The sequence below is a fragment of the Micromonospora okii genome (genome assembly GCF_020884795.1).
GTDB lineage: Bacteria > Actinomycetota > Actinomycetes > Mycobacteriales > Micromonosporaceae > Micromonospora > Micromonospora okii.
On sequence record NZ_BBZF01000013.1, the window covers coordinates 240,664 to 253,700 of the forward strand.

The window sequence follows — 13,037 nt, forward strand, 5'->3', positions numbered from 1 at the left end:
GATCAATCGATAGATGCTAATATCATGCCCGTTCCGGTCCGCCGGTCAGCCAGTGAGGGGATGAGCATGTCGATGCACCGAGGAGTCAGGTACGCCCTCGCCGCGGCGGCGCTGAGCGCCGCGACCGTGGTCTCGGCCGCCACGCCGGGCGTGGCGGCGACGCGCGCCGACGCGGCGACGAGCCCCTGCCCGTTCTCGGGCACCGTGTGCCTGTTCGACCAGACCGGCTACAACGGCGCGCGCTTCACCGTGTCCTCGCTGGTGCCGAACGGGACGTGCGTCAGCCTGGTGGACCACGGCTGGGGCGGCGGCAGGGTGCTCTCGGGGCTCAACACCAACTCCTCCTCCGCCGCGCTCTTCGCCAACGACGACTGCATCGGCGGCCCGTACCAGCTTGCGGGCAAGAGCGGCATTCCCAACTTCGGCGGGTTCCAGGCGAACAGCATCTGGGTGCCGTAGCCGCCCGGCCCGGGGGGATTCCCGCCGCACGCGAATCCTGGGCCACAGATCGATGTACGACTATCATCTGCGCATCCAGCCCACTCGATCGAGAGGCGTGTCAGGTGAAGAAGCGCGTCCGTAACGCCGTCGTGGCCGCCCTGCTGACCGTGGCCGGCACCACGGCGGTCGTGGCCAGCCCGGCGCAGGCCCTCCCGTACCCCAACGACAACGAGAGCATCACGATCATCTACTACTCCGACGCCACGAGGACCGTGCAGGTCGGAATGCACGTCTACGGCAACTGCCTGGAGGACTTCCAGTACGGCATCCGCACTTCGTACTCCACCTGGAGCCGGACCGCCTGCCCCCGCGACCTGCCGTAGCCGACGGGGTGGGGACCGGCCACGGACCGGGCCCCACCCGCCGCGCCGCCACCCGCGGACCCACCCTTTCGACGCCAGGCGTCACGGGCCGGGGTCTGCCGGCGCCCCGAATGCCCGGCGCGAACGCCCACCGACCCCGCCGTGTCGTTGATCCGGTTGTGTGCGTCGTCCGACCGGGACGACGGTGGGGTTCGGGCGCCGCCGGGTCGGTGCCGCCAGGTCGAGGAGGCCGCCATGACCCGTCAGCGGGAGACCGTCGAGGTCGATCCGGTCCTGTTCCGCGCCGTGTACGACTCGCCGGCCTCGCTGCCCGGCCGGGAGCGCTGGGTCACCCCGGAGCACGACGTGCGCCGCATCGAGAAGCTGCTCGGGATGCCGGCGCGCAGCATCGGGGCGCCACTGTGGGTCAGCGGCGACGAGCCGGACTGCCCGAAGTGCGGCCGACGGATGACCTGGCTGGACATCGTCTCGTCGGCCCTGCACGGCGTGCACGAGCCCGCGATGATCGCCCGGGTGATCCTCGGCGACCGCAGGTACGTCAACACGGAGGTGCCGGACGCGATACCCGGGGTGCACTGCGTCGACTGCCGGACCCCGATCGCGGGGCTACGCAGCTTCAAGTGCCACAACTGGGCGTACGCCTTCGAGGCGCTGGAGACTGTCGTCGAGCGGATGTCCGGCATGGTGCACGAACCGACCGGCCCCCGCCCCCGCACCCCCTGAACCTCCCCGATCCGTTCCGCCTCCCCTTCTGCCGCCCGGCCCTCCCCGCGCGACGCGGCCCGTCCTCCGCGCAGCCCGGCGCGGCCCGGCACGGCTGGGGGCGTTAGGAGGGGACCCTTTCCCTACCGTAGGGGTTAACAAGGTGCCCTTCCTTACCGGCGGGCGGGGCGGCGGCCGGGTGGGGACGGGGGCTCCGGGCCCGGGTCTGGCACCGGGGGCAGCGGGCGGCTCACCGGCCCGTCGCCGGTCACCCGGAGCCGCTCGCCGTGGTGCCACAGCTCGACGGCGACGTCCGGGGCGGCGTCGGGCAGCTCGTAGCGGGCCCCGTCGGCGGTGAGGGTGACCCGCAGCCGGTGACCGCGCCAGAGCAGGCTGAACACCACCCGGCGCAGCTTGCGGGGCAGCCGGGGGTCGAACGAGAGCACGCCCCGGTCGTCGCGCAGCCCGCCGAAGCCCTGCGCGACCACCAGCCACGCCCCGGCCAGCGCGGCGAGGTGCAGCCCGTCGGCGGTCTTGTCGCCCAGGTCGGCGAGGTCCTGCATCGCCGTCTCGGCGAACAGGTCGTACGCCAGGTCGAGGTGGCCCACCTCGGCGGCGAGCACCGCCTGCACGGGGGCGCTCAGCGACGAGTCGCGCACCGTACGGGCCTCGTAGTAGGCGAAGTTGCGGGCCTTCTCCTCGGCGGTGAACTCCCCCGGGCAGCGCAGCATGGCCAGCACCAGGTCGGCCTGCTTCACCACCTGCCGCCGGTACAGCTCCAGGTACGGGAAGTGCAGCAGCAGGGGATAGTCGTCGTCGCCGGTGTTCGCGAAGTCCCACTCCGGCTGCTCGGTGAACCCGGCCGCCTGCTGGTGCACGCCGCGCTTGCCGTCGTACGGGACGAAGACGGCGTCGGCGGCGGCCCGCCAGGCGGCGATCTCGGCGGTGTCGACGCCGAGCCGCCCGGCGGCGTCCGGGTGCCGCTCGGCGGCGTCGGCCGCGCCGCGCAGGTTCCGCCGGGCCATCAGGTTGGTGAAGAGGTTGTCGTCGACGAGGGCGGCGTACTCGTCGGGGCCGGTGACGCCGTACAGGTGGAACGTTCCGGTGTCGGACCAGTGGCCGAACCGGTGCCAGAGCCGGGCGGTCTCCACCAGCAGGTCGGTGCCGGGGCCGGCGAGGAACTCCTCGTCGCCGGTGGCCGCGACGTACCGCAGCACCGCGTCGGCGATGTCGGCGTTGACGTGCAGCCCGGCGGTGCCGGCGGGCCAGTAGCCGGAGCACTCCCGGCCGCCGATGGTGCGCCACGGGAAGGTCGCCCCGGCCAGCCGCAGCTCGGCGGCCCGCTCCCGGGCCTCGGGCAGGTGCGCGTGCCGCCAGCGCAGCGCCGCGCGGGCCACCTCCGGGCTCAGGTACGTCAGCACCGGCAGCACGAAGCCCTCGGTGTCCCAGAGCACGTGCCCGTCGTACCCGTTGCCGGTCAGCCCCTTGGCGGGGATGGTCCGGTCGGCGTCCGAGCGGCCGGCCTGGAGCAGGTGGAAGACGGCGAACCGGACCGCCTGCTGGAGTTCCGGGTCGCCGTCGAGGACCACGTCGGCGGTCCGCCACGCCTCGTCGAGGGCGGCCCGCTGGGCGGCGAGGAGCCCGGCGAAGCCCTCCGCGCGGGCGGCGTCCGCCTCGTCGGCGACCAGGTCGGCCAGCTCCTCCGGGGAGGTGCCGTCGGTCGGCGCGCACTCGTACGCGGCGTACTTGGTCAGCTCCAGCCGCTCGCCGGGGCGCAGCCGGCCGCTCACCACCAGCCGGAACCGGTCGGCGGTGCGGTCGGTCCCGGTGGCGAACCCGTCCGGGGCGACGACGTCGTGGGCCACCGCGACGGCGACCCGCTGCGCGCTGTCCTCCGTGCGGTGCACGAGCGCCCCGTCGAGGTCGCCGGCCCGGCCGGTCTCGGCGGTCAGCGGGTCGTGGATCACCGAGGCGGCCCGGGGGTCGTCGGACTTCTGGGGAACCCGCTCGTTGGCCAGCAGGTCGGCGGCGATCCGCACGTCGACCGGGGCGTCCACCGCCTCGACGCGGTAGCGGACGGCGGCGACCGGCCGGCGGGGCAGGGAGACGAGCCGGGTGCTGCTGATCCGCACCCGGTGCCCGGAGGGGGAGGTCCAGTCGGTGTGCCGCTCCACCACGCCGGCCCTGAGGTCGAGCGCCCGCTCGTGGTGGTGCACGGTGCCGGTGCGCACGTCCAGCGGCTCGCCGACGACCGCGCCGACGACCGAGGTGTCGCCCGGCCCGGCGGGGGCGTCGCCCGGGCCCTCGCCCGTTGCCGGCCCGTCGACCCAGAGCCGGACCAGCGCCGCGTTCTGCGCGCTCACCACGGTGTCGGAGCGCTGGGGGAACGCGTACCCGTCCTCGGGGTAGGTCAGGTCGCGCTGCTCGTGGAAGCCGTTGAGGTAGCTGCCCGGCATCCCGTACGGCGCGCCCTCGTCGAGGTTGCCGCGCCAGCCGACCCAGCCGTTGCTCAGCGCGAAGATCGACTCGGTCTCGCCGAGGCGGTCCAGGTCCGTCTCGATCCGCCTGATCCGCCAGCCGTCGTCGGCCGCTGCGGGCCCGTCCTGCTGCGGGTCGGCGGTCGGGTCGCTGTGCACGGGGCCTCCCGGGATCGAACGGTCATGCTCCAGCGAAGCAGACTCGGCTGTGAACCTCCTGGGGCCGTTCGACGGCACGCCCGTCCCCGGCCGGCCGGCCCCGATCCGTGCCCGCCCGACCATGGCAGCCGTTCCGCCGCCGCGACTCGTCCGACCCAGGTCCGAGGGCCGACCCGACCTTCGTCCACTGCGATGATCCCGGTCATTTTCCTAGGCTGCGGTTCGGTAAACGGGCAATGGACATTTGGTAGGGTGAATCATGATCAACGCCGCTTTGTCAGGGATACCGTCGCTGAGCGAGGATTTGTACGACGACGTCGTGGAGTTCGCGGACGGCACACCCGAGGCGGTGCAGTGGTTCGTCGGGCACTTCACCGACTGGTCGATCATCCTGCTCGGGCTGCTCCTCATCGCGGCGGCTCTGCCGAAGCTGGGCGCCGGCCCGCGCAACCTCGCCCTCGCCCTGATCGCGCCGGCCACCGTCGTCCTCGCGTACGGCAGCAGTGAACTGATCAAGACGGTCATCGACCAGGACCGCCCGTGCCGCGTCCCGACCGAGATCGTGATCATCGAGGAGTGTCCGCCCCTCGGCGACTGGTCCTTCCCGAGCAACCACTCCACGATCGCCGGTGCGCTGGCGACGGCGATCCTGCTGCTCGCACCCCGCCTCGCCTGGTACGCGATCCCGCTGGCCGTGCTCTCCGGCTTCTCCCGCGTCTTCGTCGGGGTGCACTACCCGCACGACGTGATCGCCGGCCTGCTCTTCGGCGCGCTGTTCGTCGGCGTCGTCGCCCCGCTGGTGGCCCGGCCCGCCGCCGGACTGCTGCGCCGCCGCGACCGCCGCTCCGAGCGCCCGATCGCCGACGCCACCCGGGGCCGGTGAAAGGAAGGGCACCTCGTTAACGCCTGCGGTAGAGAAGGGCACCCTTCTCACCGCAGGGCTGCGGCGGGACGGAGCTGCGGGCGACTGCGGTGGACGGCGACGGCGCGGCAGGCGGCTGCGGCGGGGTGGGCGGCTGCGGCGGGGTGGGCGGTGCGGTGGGCGGCGCAGCGGGCGGCGGACTACCGGGTGAGGAGGAGGGCGGCGACCGTTCCGAGCACCAGGAACGGGCCGAAGGGCAGGTGGCTGGACCAGCGGACGCGGCGGGCCAGCAGCAGCGCCACGCTGGTCAACGCGGAGAGCGCGAAGGTGAGCAGCAGCCCGAGCACCAGGACCGGCCAGCCGTACCAGCCGAGCAGCGCGCCCGCGCTCAGCGCCAGCTTGGCGTCGCCCAGGCCGAACCCCCGCCGGCCGAGCAGCAGGGTCGTGGCGGCGAAGCAGAGCCCCAGGCCGGCGCCGGCCGCCGCCGCGCGCAGCCACGGACCCGGCCCGGCCGAGGTCAGCGCCGCCATCGCGAGCAGCGCGTGTACGCCGGCCGCCGCCGCCCAGGTGAGCCGGTCGGGCAGCCGGTGGACGGCGACGTCGACGAAGACCAGCGGCACCGCCAGGCTGAGCCACCAGACGAGCGCCGACCGCTCGGCGGGCGACCCGCCCACCGCCGCGAGCACCGCGAGCGCCGCGAGAACGGCCAGCTCCACCGTGCCGGGCGGAGCCCCGACCCGGGCCCGACAGCCGAGGCAGCGCGCCGCCGGACCGAGCGCCGGCCAGGGCCGGTCGAGCCCGAAGGTGCTGCCGCAGCGCGCGCAGGCGTCCCGGTCCGGCTCTCCCGGCGGTACGGCGTAGCGGGCGATGGCGAGGCGGATCGGCGGGGTCACGGTCAGCAGGGCGGAAAGCCGGGGCGGAGGGCGCCGGCCCCGCGCGCCGGGGGCGGGCGACGGCTGGACGCGGTCGGCGGTCACGCGCGGCTCCGGGGGACCGCCGGGCAGGAGTGCGCCGACCGGGTGAGCGCCAGGCGGGCACCGGAAGCCGGGCGGGAGTGTGCCGCCCGGGTTCGGGACGCCACCTGACGGGACCGACCGGTGCGCCCGGCACTCAATCCAGAACGGGGCGACACGGTGAGTGATGCCCGGGCGGCGGCCGTGTGGCGCATGGTGCCGAATCCGACCGCTCCGCCGGTGGCCGGACGGCCGCCCCGGCGGGGAGGTCGACGGGCTCCCGCGCCGCCCCGACCCGGGGGCACTTCGGACCCACCACCTCGAAGCGGACGGCCGTCGGGGCCGAAGGGCCCAGTCGGCGTGAATCGACCGGCGATGTGACGGGCGTCACCATACCGCCCGGGTCGGCGAGGGCGCGAGTCGAGACGGGCCAATTCCGATCACCACCCCTCATCACCCAGCGTATTCACGTCAATTGCCCCTGTCGCATCGGCAGACGTCAGCCTATGCTCGCCCCGTGAGCACGACACAACCCTCGGCGTGAGGCACCGAGATCACCCGGGAAGATCGACTCACGGCACTTTGATGATCAGCACAGGTAAATGCGGCGGTGGCACGACAGGCCCGGACGGGATGATCCGGGCGCACCACCGCGTGCCCGGAGGCGGTCGGTGCGCCGCCCACCGGGCCGCCAGCGAGGAGGCGCGGCGTTGCGAACACGGCATCCCGGCCGATGGAGGATCTTCCTGGTCGCGGCCCTGACCGTCGCCCCGGTCACCGCTTGCGGCACGGAGCCCGAGGCCGGCGGGCGGCCCGTCGCGGCGGGGACGAAACCCCCGGCCCATTCCGAGGCCGACGAGAAGGCGGCCCGGGAGGCGGCGCTCGCCGCCTATTCCGGATATCTCAAGGCGTCCCGGGCGGCGAGCCAGCGCAGCGACCCTCGCCATCCGGAACTGGTCAAATTCCTGGCAGATCCATTGCTGACCCGAGTCCGACTGGCAATTCGCGACGCGAAGGAGCACGGTGCCGTGCGTACCGGAACGCTCGTTTCCGATCCGACCGTCATCTCGGTGAGCCTGGACACCGTCCCCGCCACCGTCGACATCCAGGACTGCCTGGACAGCAGCCGCTACCGGCTGGTCTACAGCAAAACGAAACGAGTGGTGCCCGGCTCGGGCGGAGGCCGGCACCTGGCCACCGCCACGGCCGCCCGCTACCCCGACGGCCGTTGGCTGATCAACGCGGGCGTCGGCCACGAGGACCAGCCGTGCTGACCGCGTACCGCCGCCGCCCGGCCCGGCCCGCGCGGCTGCTCGCCGGGATCGGCCTGGCCCTGGCGCTCGCCGTCGCCGCCGCTCCGCCCACCGCCAGCGCCGCCGCCGGCCTCGCGGCGGCGCGGGAGGGCGGGGTGGAGTGCCCCGTCGGGCAGAACGACTGCAACGTCTGGGACGACGACCCGGGCACCCCGGGCGGCGGCGACCCCGGCGGCGGGGACGGCGGCGACGGCGGGGACGGGGACGGGTCGTCCGGCAAGTGCCAGTGGAACGGCAAGGTGCTCCCCTGCTACGACGAGGACCTCGGCTGGTTCGACAACGGCAGCGGCTGCTACTACAAGCTGCAGGAGCCGCAGCCGGCGGGCACCCCCGAGGGCAAGCAGTGGTACCTGGTCACCTGCAACGGCGGCGACCTGGGCACCCTGCGGCCGGAGCTGCTGGACGCCCCGCCGTCCGGCTACGGCGCCCCGCCCGACCCGGAGGAGCTGGCCCGCCGGGCGCTCGCCTCGATCTCCCTGCGCCCGCCCCAGATCAGAACCGCCCCGCGCGCGAGCAAGGGCCCCGGGCTCGTCGGCCTACCGGTGTGGATGTGGGCCAGCCGGGGCGCGAACTACTTCGGCCCGCTGACCGCCTCCGCCTCGGACCGGGGCCTCACGGTGAGCCTCAGGGCAACCGTGGACAGGATCGTCTGGGACATGGGCAACGGCGAGAAGGTCACCTGCGACGGGCCGGGCACCCCGTACCGGGCGGGCGGGACGCACGCCGGCAAGCCCTCCCCCGACTGCGGCTACGACGGCGGCTACCCCCGGACCGGCACGTACCGGGTCAGCGCCACCACCTTCTGGAACGTGCACTGGGAGGGCGGCGACTCCAGCGGCGACATCGCCCAGACCCGGACCAGCGGCACGGCAGCGATCGAGATCGACGAGCTTCAGGTGGTGACCCGGTGAGTCTCGCGACGCGCAACGACACGGGGCCGGTGGACGCCCCGATCGCCCCGCCCCGGATGGTGCGGCAGCGACGGGTCCGCCCCGGCCTGCTCGGCCTCGCGGTGCTGCTGATCGCCCTCGGCGGCCTCGGCTCGGCGTTCGCCGTCACCTCGGTGCGGGCCACCGGCAGCTACCTGGCGGTGGCCCGGACGGTCGAGGTCGGCCGGACGCTGGGCGCCGACGACCTGGCCGTCGTGCAGGTGGCCGGCGGCCAGGGGCTGCGGCCGGTGCCGGCGAGCCAGCTCGACGACGTGGTCGGCAAGCGGGCGGCCGTCTCCCTCACCCCCGGCACCCTGCTCACGCTCGCGCAGCTCACCGACGACCCGCTGCTCGGCCCCGGGCAGCAGCAACTCGCGCTCGACCTCGACGCGGGGCAGGTGCCGGCGAAGGACCTGCACCCCGGCGACCGGGTCCTGCTGGTCAGCACCCCGGACCGCAACTCCGACGGGCCGAGTGGCAGCACCCGGTTCACGGGCACGGTGATCGACACCGCCACCCCGAGTTCCAGCAGCGTCGTGGTCTACGTGGCGCTCACCGCCCGGGACGTGCCCGCCGTGGTGGCGCTGGCCGCCCAGGACCGGATCGCCGTCGTGCTGACGGGCACGGCCTGAGCATGGCGATCATCGCGCTGGTCTCGGCCAAGGGCTCGCCGGGCGTCACCGCGGCCGCGCTGGCCTGCGCCCTGACCTGGCACCGGCGACTGGTGCTGGCCGAGTGCGACCCGTCCGGCGGCTCGATCCTCGCCGGATACCTCGGCGGGGCGCTGGACGGTCCGAGGGGCATCGGCGAGCTGGCGGTCGGGGAGCTGCGCGACGGCAGCCTGGAGACGACGTTCTGGTCCCAGCTCGTGGACCTCGACGCGCCGCGCCGGGAGCGGCTGCTGCTCCCCGGCGTCGTGGACCCGGCCCAGGCCGGCAGCGTCGCCCCGCTCTGGCAGCGGTTCGCCGACTTCTTCCTCGACCTGGAGCGCGGCCGGCCCCCGTACGACGTGCTGGTCGACTGCGGGCGGCTCCAGGTGGCCGGCCCGCCGTGGCCGATCCTGCGCGCCGCCGCGGTGGTCCTCCTGGTCACCCGGGCGAGGCTGCCCGACCTCTCCGCCACCCGGTCCATGATCCGGGCGATCGAGCGGGACTTCGCCGACCACCGGGTGCCGCCGGGCACGCTGCGGCTGCTGCCGGTCGGCGACGGCCACGGGCGGGGCGAGATCAGCAAGGCCCTGACGCTGCCGGTGATCGCGCGGCTGCCCGAGGACCCGCGTACCGCGCAGGTGCTGACCCTCGGCGGCACCGTGCGGGCCGGACGGCCGCTGATGCGCGCGGCCGGCGCCCTGGAGGCGCCGGTACGGGAGCTGCTGGACCGCCGCCGGGCCCGGCTGGCCTGGCCGGTCGCCGCCGAGGGAGTCCCCGATGCGGTTTGAGCCGGTCTCCCACGATCCCCGGGTGCCGCAGCCGCCCTCGGCGACCTCCGTCGCCCCGCCGCTGAACGGGCACCACCCCGCCCCACCAACCAACGGGCACCACCAGCCCGCGCCGCCACCCAACGGGCACCACCACCCCGCCCCACCGCCGAACGGGCGGCACCACCAGCCCGCGCCGCCGGCGGGCGTCGCCGCGCCGCCCGCGCCGTCCCCGCCCCGGCCCCGGGTCGACTTCGCGGTGGTCCGCGAGCTGCGCCGGGAGCTGAGCGAGCGGCTCACGTTGTGGCAGCGCGGCCGGGAGTTCGACGCCGCCGCCGAGGACGTCGAGCGGGTACGGCTCGCCGTCGTGGTGGTCGCCGAGTACGCCGACGCGGTCCGCCGGGCCGGCACCCCGATGGCCGCCGGGGAGGAGCGGCTGCTGCTCGAACAGGTGACCGCCGAGCTGGTCGGCCTGGGCCGGCTCCAGACGCTGCTGGTCGACGACACCATCGAGGAGGTGCACATCCTCGGCTGCGACCAGGTGCGCGTCACCCGGCACGGCGGTGGCGTCGACTGGGCCGAGCCGATCGCCGAGAGCGACGAGGAGCTGGTGGAGATCCTCCAGGCGGCGGCCCGCCGGGCCGGGGCGACGGAGCGCTCGCTGTCCACCTCGAAACCGACGCTGGACCTGCAACTACCCGACGGCAGCCGGCTGGCCGCGGTGTTCCTGGTCAGCCACCGCCCGTACGCGGTGATCCGCAAGCACAACACCCTGGAGGTCAGCCTCGACGACCTCGCCGGCGGGCGGGGCGACCTGGACGAGATGATCGACCCGCTGCTGCGCGACTTCCTCCGGGCCTCCATGCGGGCCGGGCTGAACATCATGGTCGCCGGCCTGGCCGGGGCGGGGAAGACCACCGTCATCCGGGCGCTGATGGACGAGATCCCGCCCGACGAGCCGTACGTGCTGCTGGAGGAGAGCCGGGAGCTGCTGCCCGCCCGCCGGGGGCACAAGCACCGGGCGGTGATGAGCTTCGAGGCCCGGGAGGGGCACGGCGAGCGCGGGCTGGACGGCCGCCCGGCCGGCGAGGTGAGCATCGCCGACCTGATCCCGGTCTCGCTGCGGATGGGCGTGCTGCGGATCATCGTCGGCGAGGTGCGGTCCCGGGAGATCGTGCCGATGCTCCAGGCGATGACCACCAGCCGGGGGTCGATGTGCACCATCCACGCCCGCTCCCCGGCGGGGGTGGGCGAGCGGATCGTCGAGCTGGCGCTCGCCCACGGCCGGGAGATGACGGTCGACCAGGCCCGCCGGATGGCCGGCAACGCCCTCGACCTGATCGTCTACGTCACCGTGGACGACGAGACCGCGATCGGCGGGCGCAAGTACCGGTTCGTCTCCCACGTGGAGGAGGTCATCGGCGTCGGCGAGGGCAGCCGAATCGTCACCACCACCGTCTTCGGCCCCGGCCAGGACGGCCGGGCCGTCCCCCGGCACCTGCCCGAGCGCGTCCGCGACCAGTTGCTCCGGGTGGGCTACGACGCCCGGCTGCTGGGCCGCTGGATCGAGGCCGGGACGGGGGCCTGGCAGCGGCCCCGGCACACCCGGCTGGGCGTACGGACGGTGGCCCGGTGATCGCGAACATCGAGCTGGTCGCGGTCGTCTCCGGCGCGGCCTGCGTGGCCGGCCTGGTGCTGGCGGTCGTGGCGCTGGTCGGCACCACCCGCCCGGCCCACCCGGGCCCCGGCGCGCGGGCGCGGCGGCTGAGCCGGCTCTGGCGCGGCTCCGGCACCCCCCGCCAGCAGCGCGACCACCGGCTCCTGCTCGGCTGCGCGGTCGTGGCCGGCGCGCTGGCGTTCCTGCTCACCGGGCTGCCGGTGGTCGGGCTGCTGGTCGCCGTCGCGGTGCCCGGCACGCCGTGGCTGTTCTCCGTCGGCCGGGCCGAGCAGCAGGCCATCTCCCGGATCGAGGCGGTCGGCGAGTGGACCCGCCGCCTCAAGGACGTCTCCTCCACGGGACAGGGCCTCCAGCAGGCCATCAGCGGCACCATCGCCACCGCCCCCGAGGAGATCGAGGAGGAGGTACGGCTGCTCGCCGCCCGGCTCCAGGCCGGCTGGCTGGCGAAGTCGGCCCTGCTCGCGTTCGCCGACGAGATCTCCGACCCGGTCTGCGACCAGGTGGTGGCGGCCCTGATCCTGCACCTGTCCGACCGGGGCGAGCGGCTCGGCGACGTGCTGGGCGCCATCGCGAGCGCCGCCGCCGCCGAGGTCGCCACCCGCCGGGAGATCGAGGCCAAGCGGACCCAGCCGAGGTTCGCGGTCCGGTTCCTGACCGGGATGACCCTGCTGACCCTCGCGTACGGGCTGGTGAACACCGAGTACGTCCGCCCGTACGGGACGCCGACCGGGCAGCTCGTGATGGCGGTGCTCGGCATGGCGTTCGTCGGGCTGCTGGCCTGGGTGCGCGCGATGAGCCAACCGCCCCGGCCGGCGCGGTTCCTGCCCGCCCCCGACCCGTCGGAGGCGATCGCATGATTCTGAACTGGCAACTCACCCTCGCCGTCTGCGGCGGCGCGGCGGTCGGGCTCGGGGTGTTCCTGCTGGTCCGGGAGTCGCTGCCGGCCACCCCGGCGCTCGGCCCCGCGCTGCGCCGGCTGCACCAGCCGCCGACCGCCGGCCGGGCCGCCCCCGCCGGGCGGCGCCTCGACTGGATCGAGGGCCCCGCCCGCTGGCTGCGCCCGCCCCACCGGCAGCTCGCGCTGATCGACCAGACCCCCGAGCAGTACGCCCTGTCCCTGCTGCTCTCCGCCCTGATCGGGCTGGTCACCCCGACGTTCCTCACGGCGGTGTTCTTCCTCGCCGGGGTGCCCGTGCCGCTGGTCGTACCGGTACTGGGGAGCCTGGGGATGGCGCTGGCCGCCGCCCTGCTGGCGCACCGGAGCGTGCTGAACCGCGCGGCAGCCGCCCGGGAGGAGTTCCGCCAGGCGGTCTGCACCTACCTGGACCTGGTGGCGTTGCAGCTCTCCGCCGCGCACGGGCCGGTGCAGGCCCTGGAGCGGGCCGCGGCGGTCTGCGACGGCTGGGTCTTCGACCGGCTCCGGGAGTCGCTGCGGATCGCCCAGATGCAGATGCACTCGCCCTGGGACGAGCTGCGCGAGCTGGCCGACCGGATCGGCATTCCGGAGCTGGGCGACGTCGGCGCGATCATGCGCTCCTCGGGCAGCGAGGGCGCGCAGGTGCACGAGACCCTGCGCAGCCGGGCGGACTCGCTGCGCGACCAGATCCGCACCGACAACCTGGCGCGCGCCGAGGCGGTCACGAGCCGGCTGGACATTCCCGGCTCGCTGCTGGTCTTCGTGCTGCTCGGCTTCGCCGTCTACCCGTTCCTCGCCCGGCTGTGA

13 protein-coding genes are annotated in these 13,037 nt (G+C 74.8%); 11 read left to right on the plus strand and 2 right to left on the minus strand.

The window, feature by feature from the left end; translation table 11 throughout:
- The first annotated feature begins 66 nt into the window (after positions 1-66).
- From LPU43_RS04145 to LPU43_RS04155, 3 genes are all read left to right on the plus strand, one after another.
- Positions 67-459 (plus strand): peptidase inhibitor family I36 protein, encoded by a 393-nt coding sequence (locus LPU43_RS04145; protein ID WP_229398871.1) that lies wholly within the window; start codon positions 67-69, stop codon positions 457-459.
- 104 nt (positions 460-563) lie between these two features.
- Complete coding sequence (locus LPU43_RS04150; RefSeq protein WP_229398872.1) at positions 564-824, plus strand: DUF6289 family protein; 261 nt, start codon at positions 564-566, stop codon at positions 822-824.
- A gap of 234 nt (positions 825-1,058) precedes the next feature.
- Positions 1,059-1,547: a DUF8243 domain-containing protein gene (locus LPU43_RS04155; protein ID WP_229398873.1), complete on the plus strand. Its 489-nt coding sequence runs from the start codon at positions 1,059-1,061 to the stop codon at positions 1,545-1,547.
- Between the two features lie 152 nt (positions 1,548-1,699).
- Here the strand turns inward: LPU43_RS04155 and LPU43_RS04160 are convergent, their stop codons facing one another.
- A complete protein-coding gene (locus tag LPU43_RS04160; protein ID WP_229398874.1) occupies positions 1,700-4,162 on the minus strand; it encodes a glycoside hydrolase family 65 protein in 2,463 nt (820 codons plus the stop codon).
- Between the two features lie 259 nt (positions 4,163-4,421).
- On the opposite strand from LPU43_RS04160, the gene LPU43_RS04165 reads away from it, so the two are divergent.
- Positions 4,422-5,045, plus strand: a complete 624-nt coding sequence (locus LPU43_RS04165; protein ID WP_229398875.1) for a phosphatase PAP2 family protein — start codon at positions 4,422-4,424, stop codon at positions 5,043-5,045.
- A gap of 179 nt (positions 5,046-5,224) precedes the next feature.
- Here the strand turns inward: LPU43_RS04165 and LPU43_RS04170 are convergent, their stop codons facing one another.
- Complete coding sequence (locus tag LPU43_RS04170; RefSeq protein WP_229398876.1) at positions 5,225-6,001, minus strand: prepilin peptidase; 777 nt, start codon at positions 5,999-6,001, stop codon at positions 5,225-5,227.
- A gap of 686 nt (positions 6,002-6,687) precedes the next feature.
- On the opposite strand from LPU43_RS04170, the gene LPU43_RS04175 reads away from it, so the two are divergent.
- The 7 genes from LPU43_RS04175 to LPU43_RS04205 are packed head-to-tail and all read left to right on the plus strand — an operon-like array spanning position 6,688 to position 13,037.
- Complete coding sequence (locus LPU43_RS04175; RefSeq protein ID WP_229399318.1) at positions 6,688-7,251, plus strand: hypothetical protein; 564 nt, start codon at positions 6,688-6,690, stop codon at positions 7,249-7,251.
- Positions 7,245-8,201: a hypothetical protein gene (locus tag LPU43_RS04180; RefSeq protein WP_229398877.1), complete on the plus strand. Its 957-nt coding sequence runs from the start codon at positions 7,245-7,247 to the stop codon at positions 8,199-8,201. Before LPU43_RS04175 ends, LPU43_RS04180 begins: the two co-directional genes overlap by 7 nt.
- Positions 8,198-8,851 carry an SAF domain-containing protein gene (locus LPU43_RS04185; protein WP_229398878.1) on the plus strand — a complete coding sequence of 218 codons (654 nt, stop codon included), beginning with the start codon at positions 8,198-8,200 and terminating at the stop codon, positions 8,849-8,851. The genes LPU43_RS04180 and LPU43_RS04185 overlap by 4 nt, the downstream gene beginning before the upstream one ends.
- 2 nt (positions 8,852-8,853) lie before the next feature.
- Positions 8,854-9,657 (plus strand): CpaE/TadZ family protein, encoded by an 804-nt coding sequence (locus tag LPU43_RS04190; protein ID WP_229398879.1) that lies wholly within the window; start codon positions 8,854-8,856, stop codon positions 9,655-9,657.
- Positions 9,647-11,272: an ATPase, T2SS/T4P/T4SS family gene (locus LPU43_RS04195; RefSeq protein ID WP_229398880.1), complete on the plus strand. Its 1,626-nt coding sequence runs from the start codon at positions 9,647-9,649 to the stop codon at positions 11,270-11,272. Before LPU43_RS04190 ends, LPU43_RS04195 begins: the two co-directional genes overlap by 11 nt.
- The gene (locus tag LPU43_RS04200; protein WP_229399319.1) at positions 11,221-12,171 is read left to right on the plus strand and encodes a type II secretion system F family protein; all 951 of its coding nucleotides are present in this window, start codon (positions 11,221-11,223) and stop codon (positions 12,169-12,171) included. The genes LPU43_RS04195 and LPU43_RS04200 overlap by 52 nt, the downstream gene beginning before the upstream one ends.
- Complete coding sequence (locus LPU43_RS04205) at positions 12,171-13,037, plus strand: type II secretion system F family protein (protein WP_229399320.1); 867 nt, start codon at positions 12,171-12,173, stop codon at positions 13,035-13,037. The genes LPU43_RS04200 and LPU43_RS04205 overlap by 1 nt, the downstream gene beginning before the upstream one ends.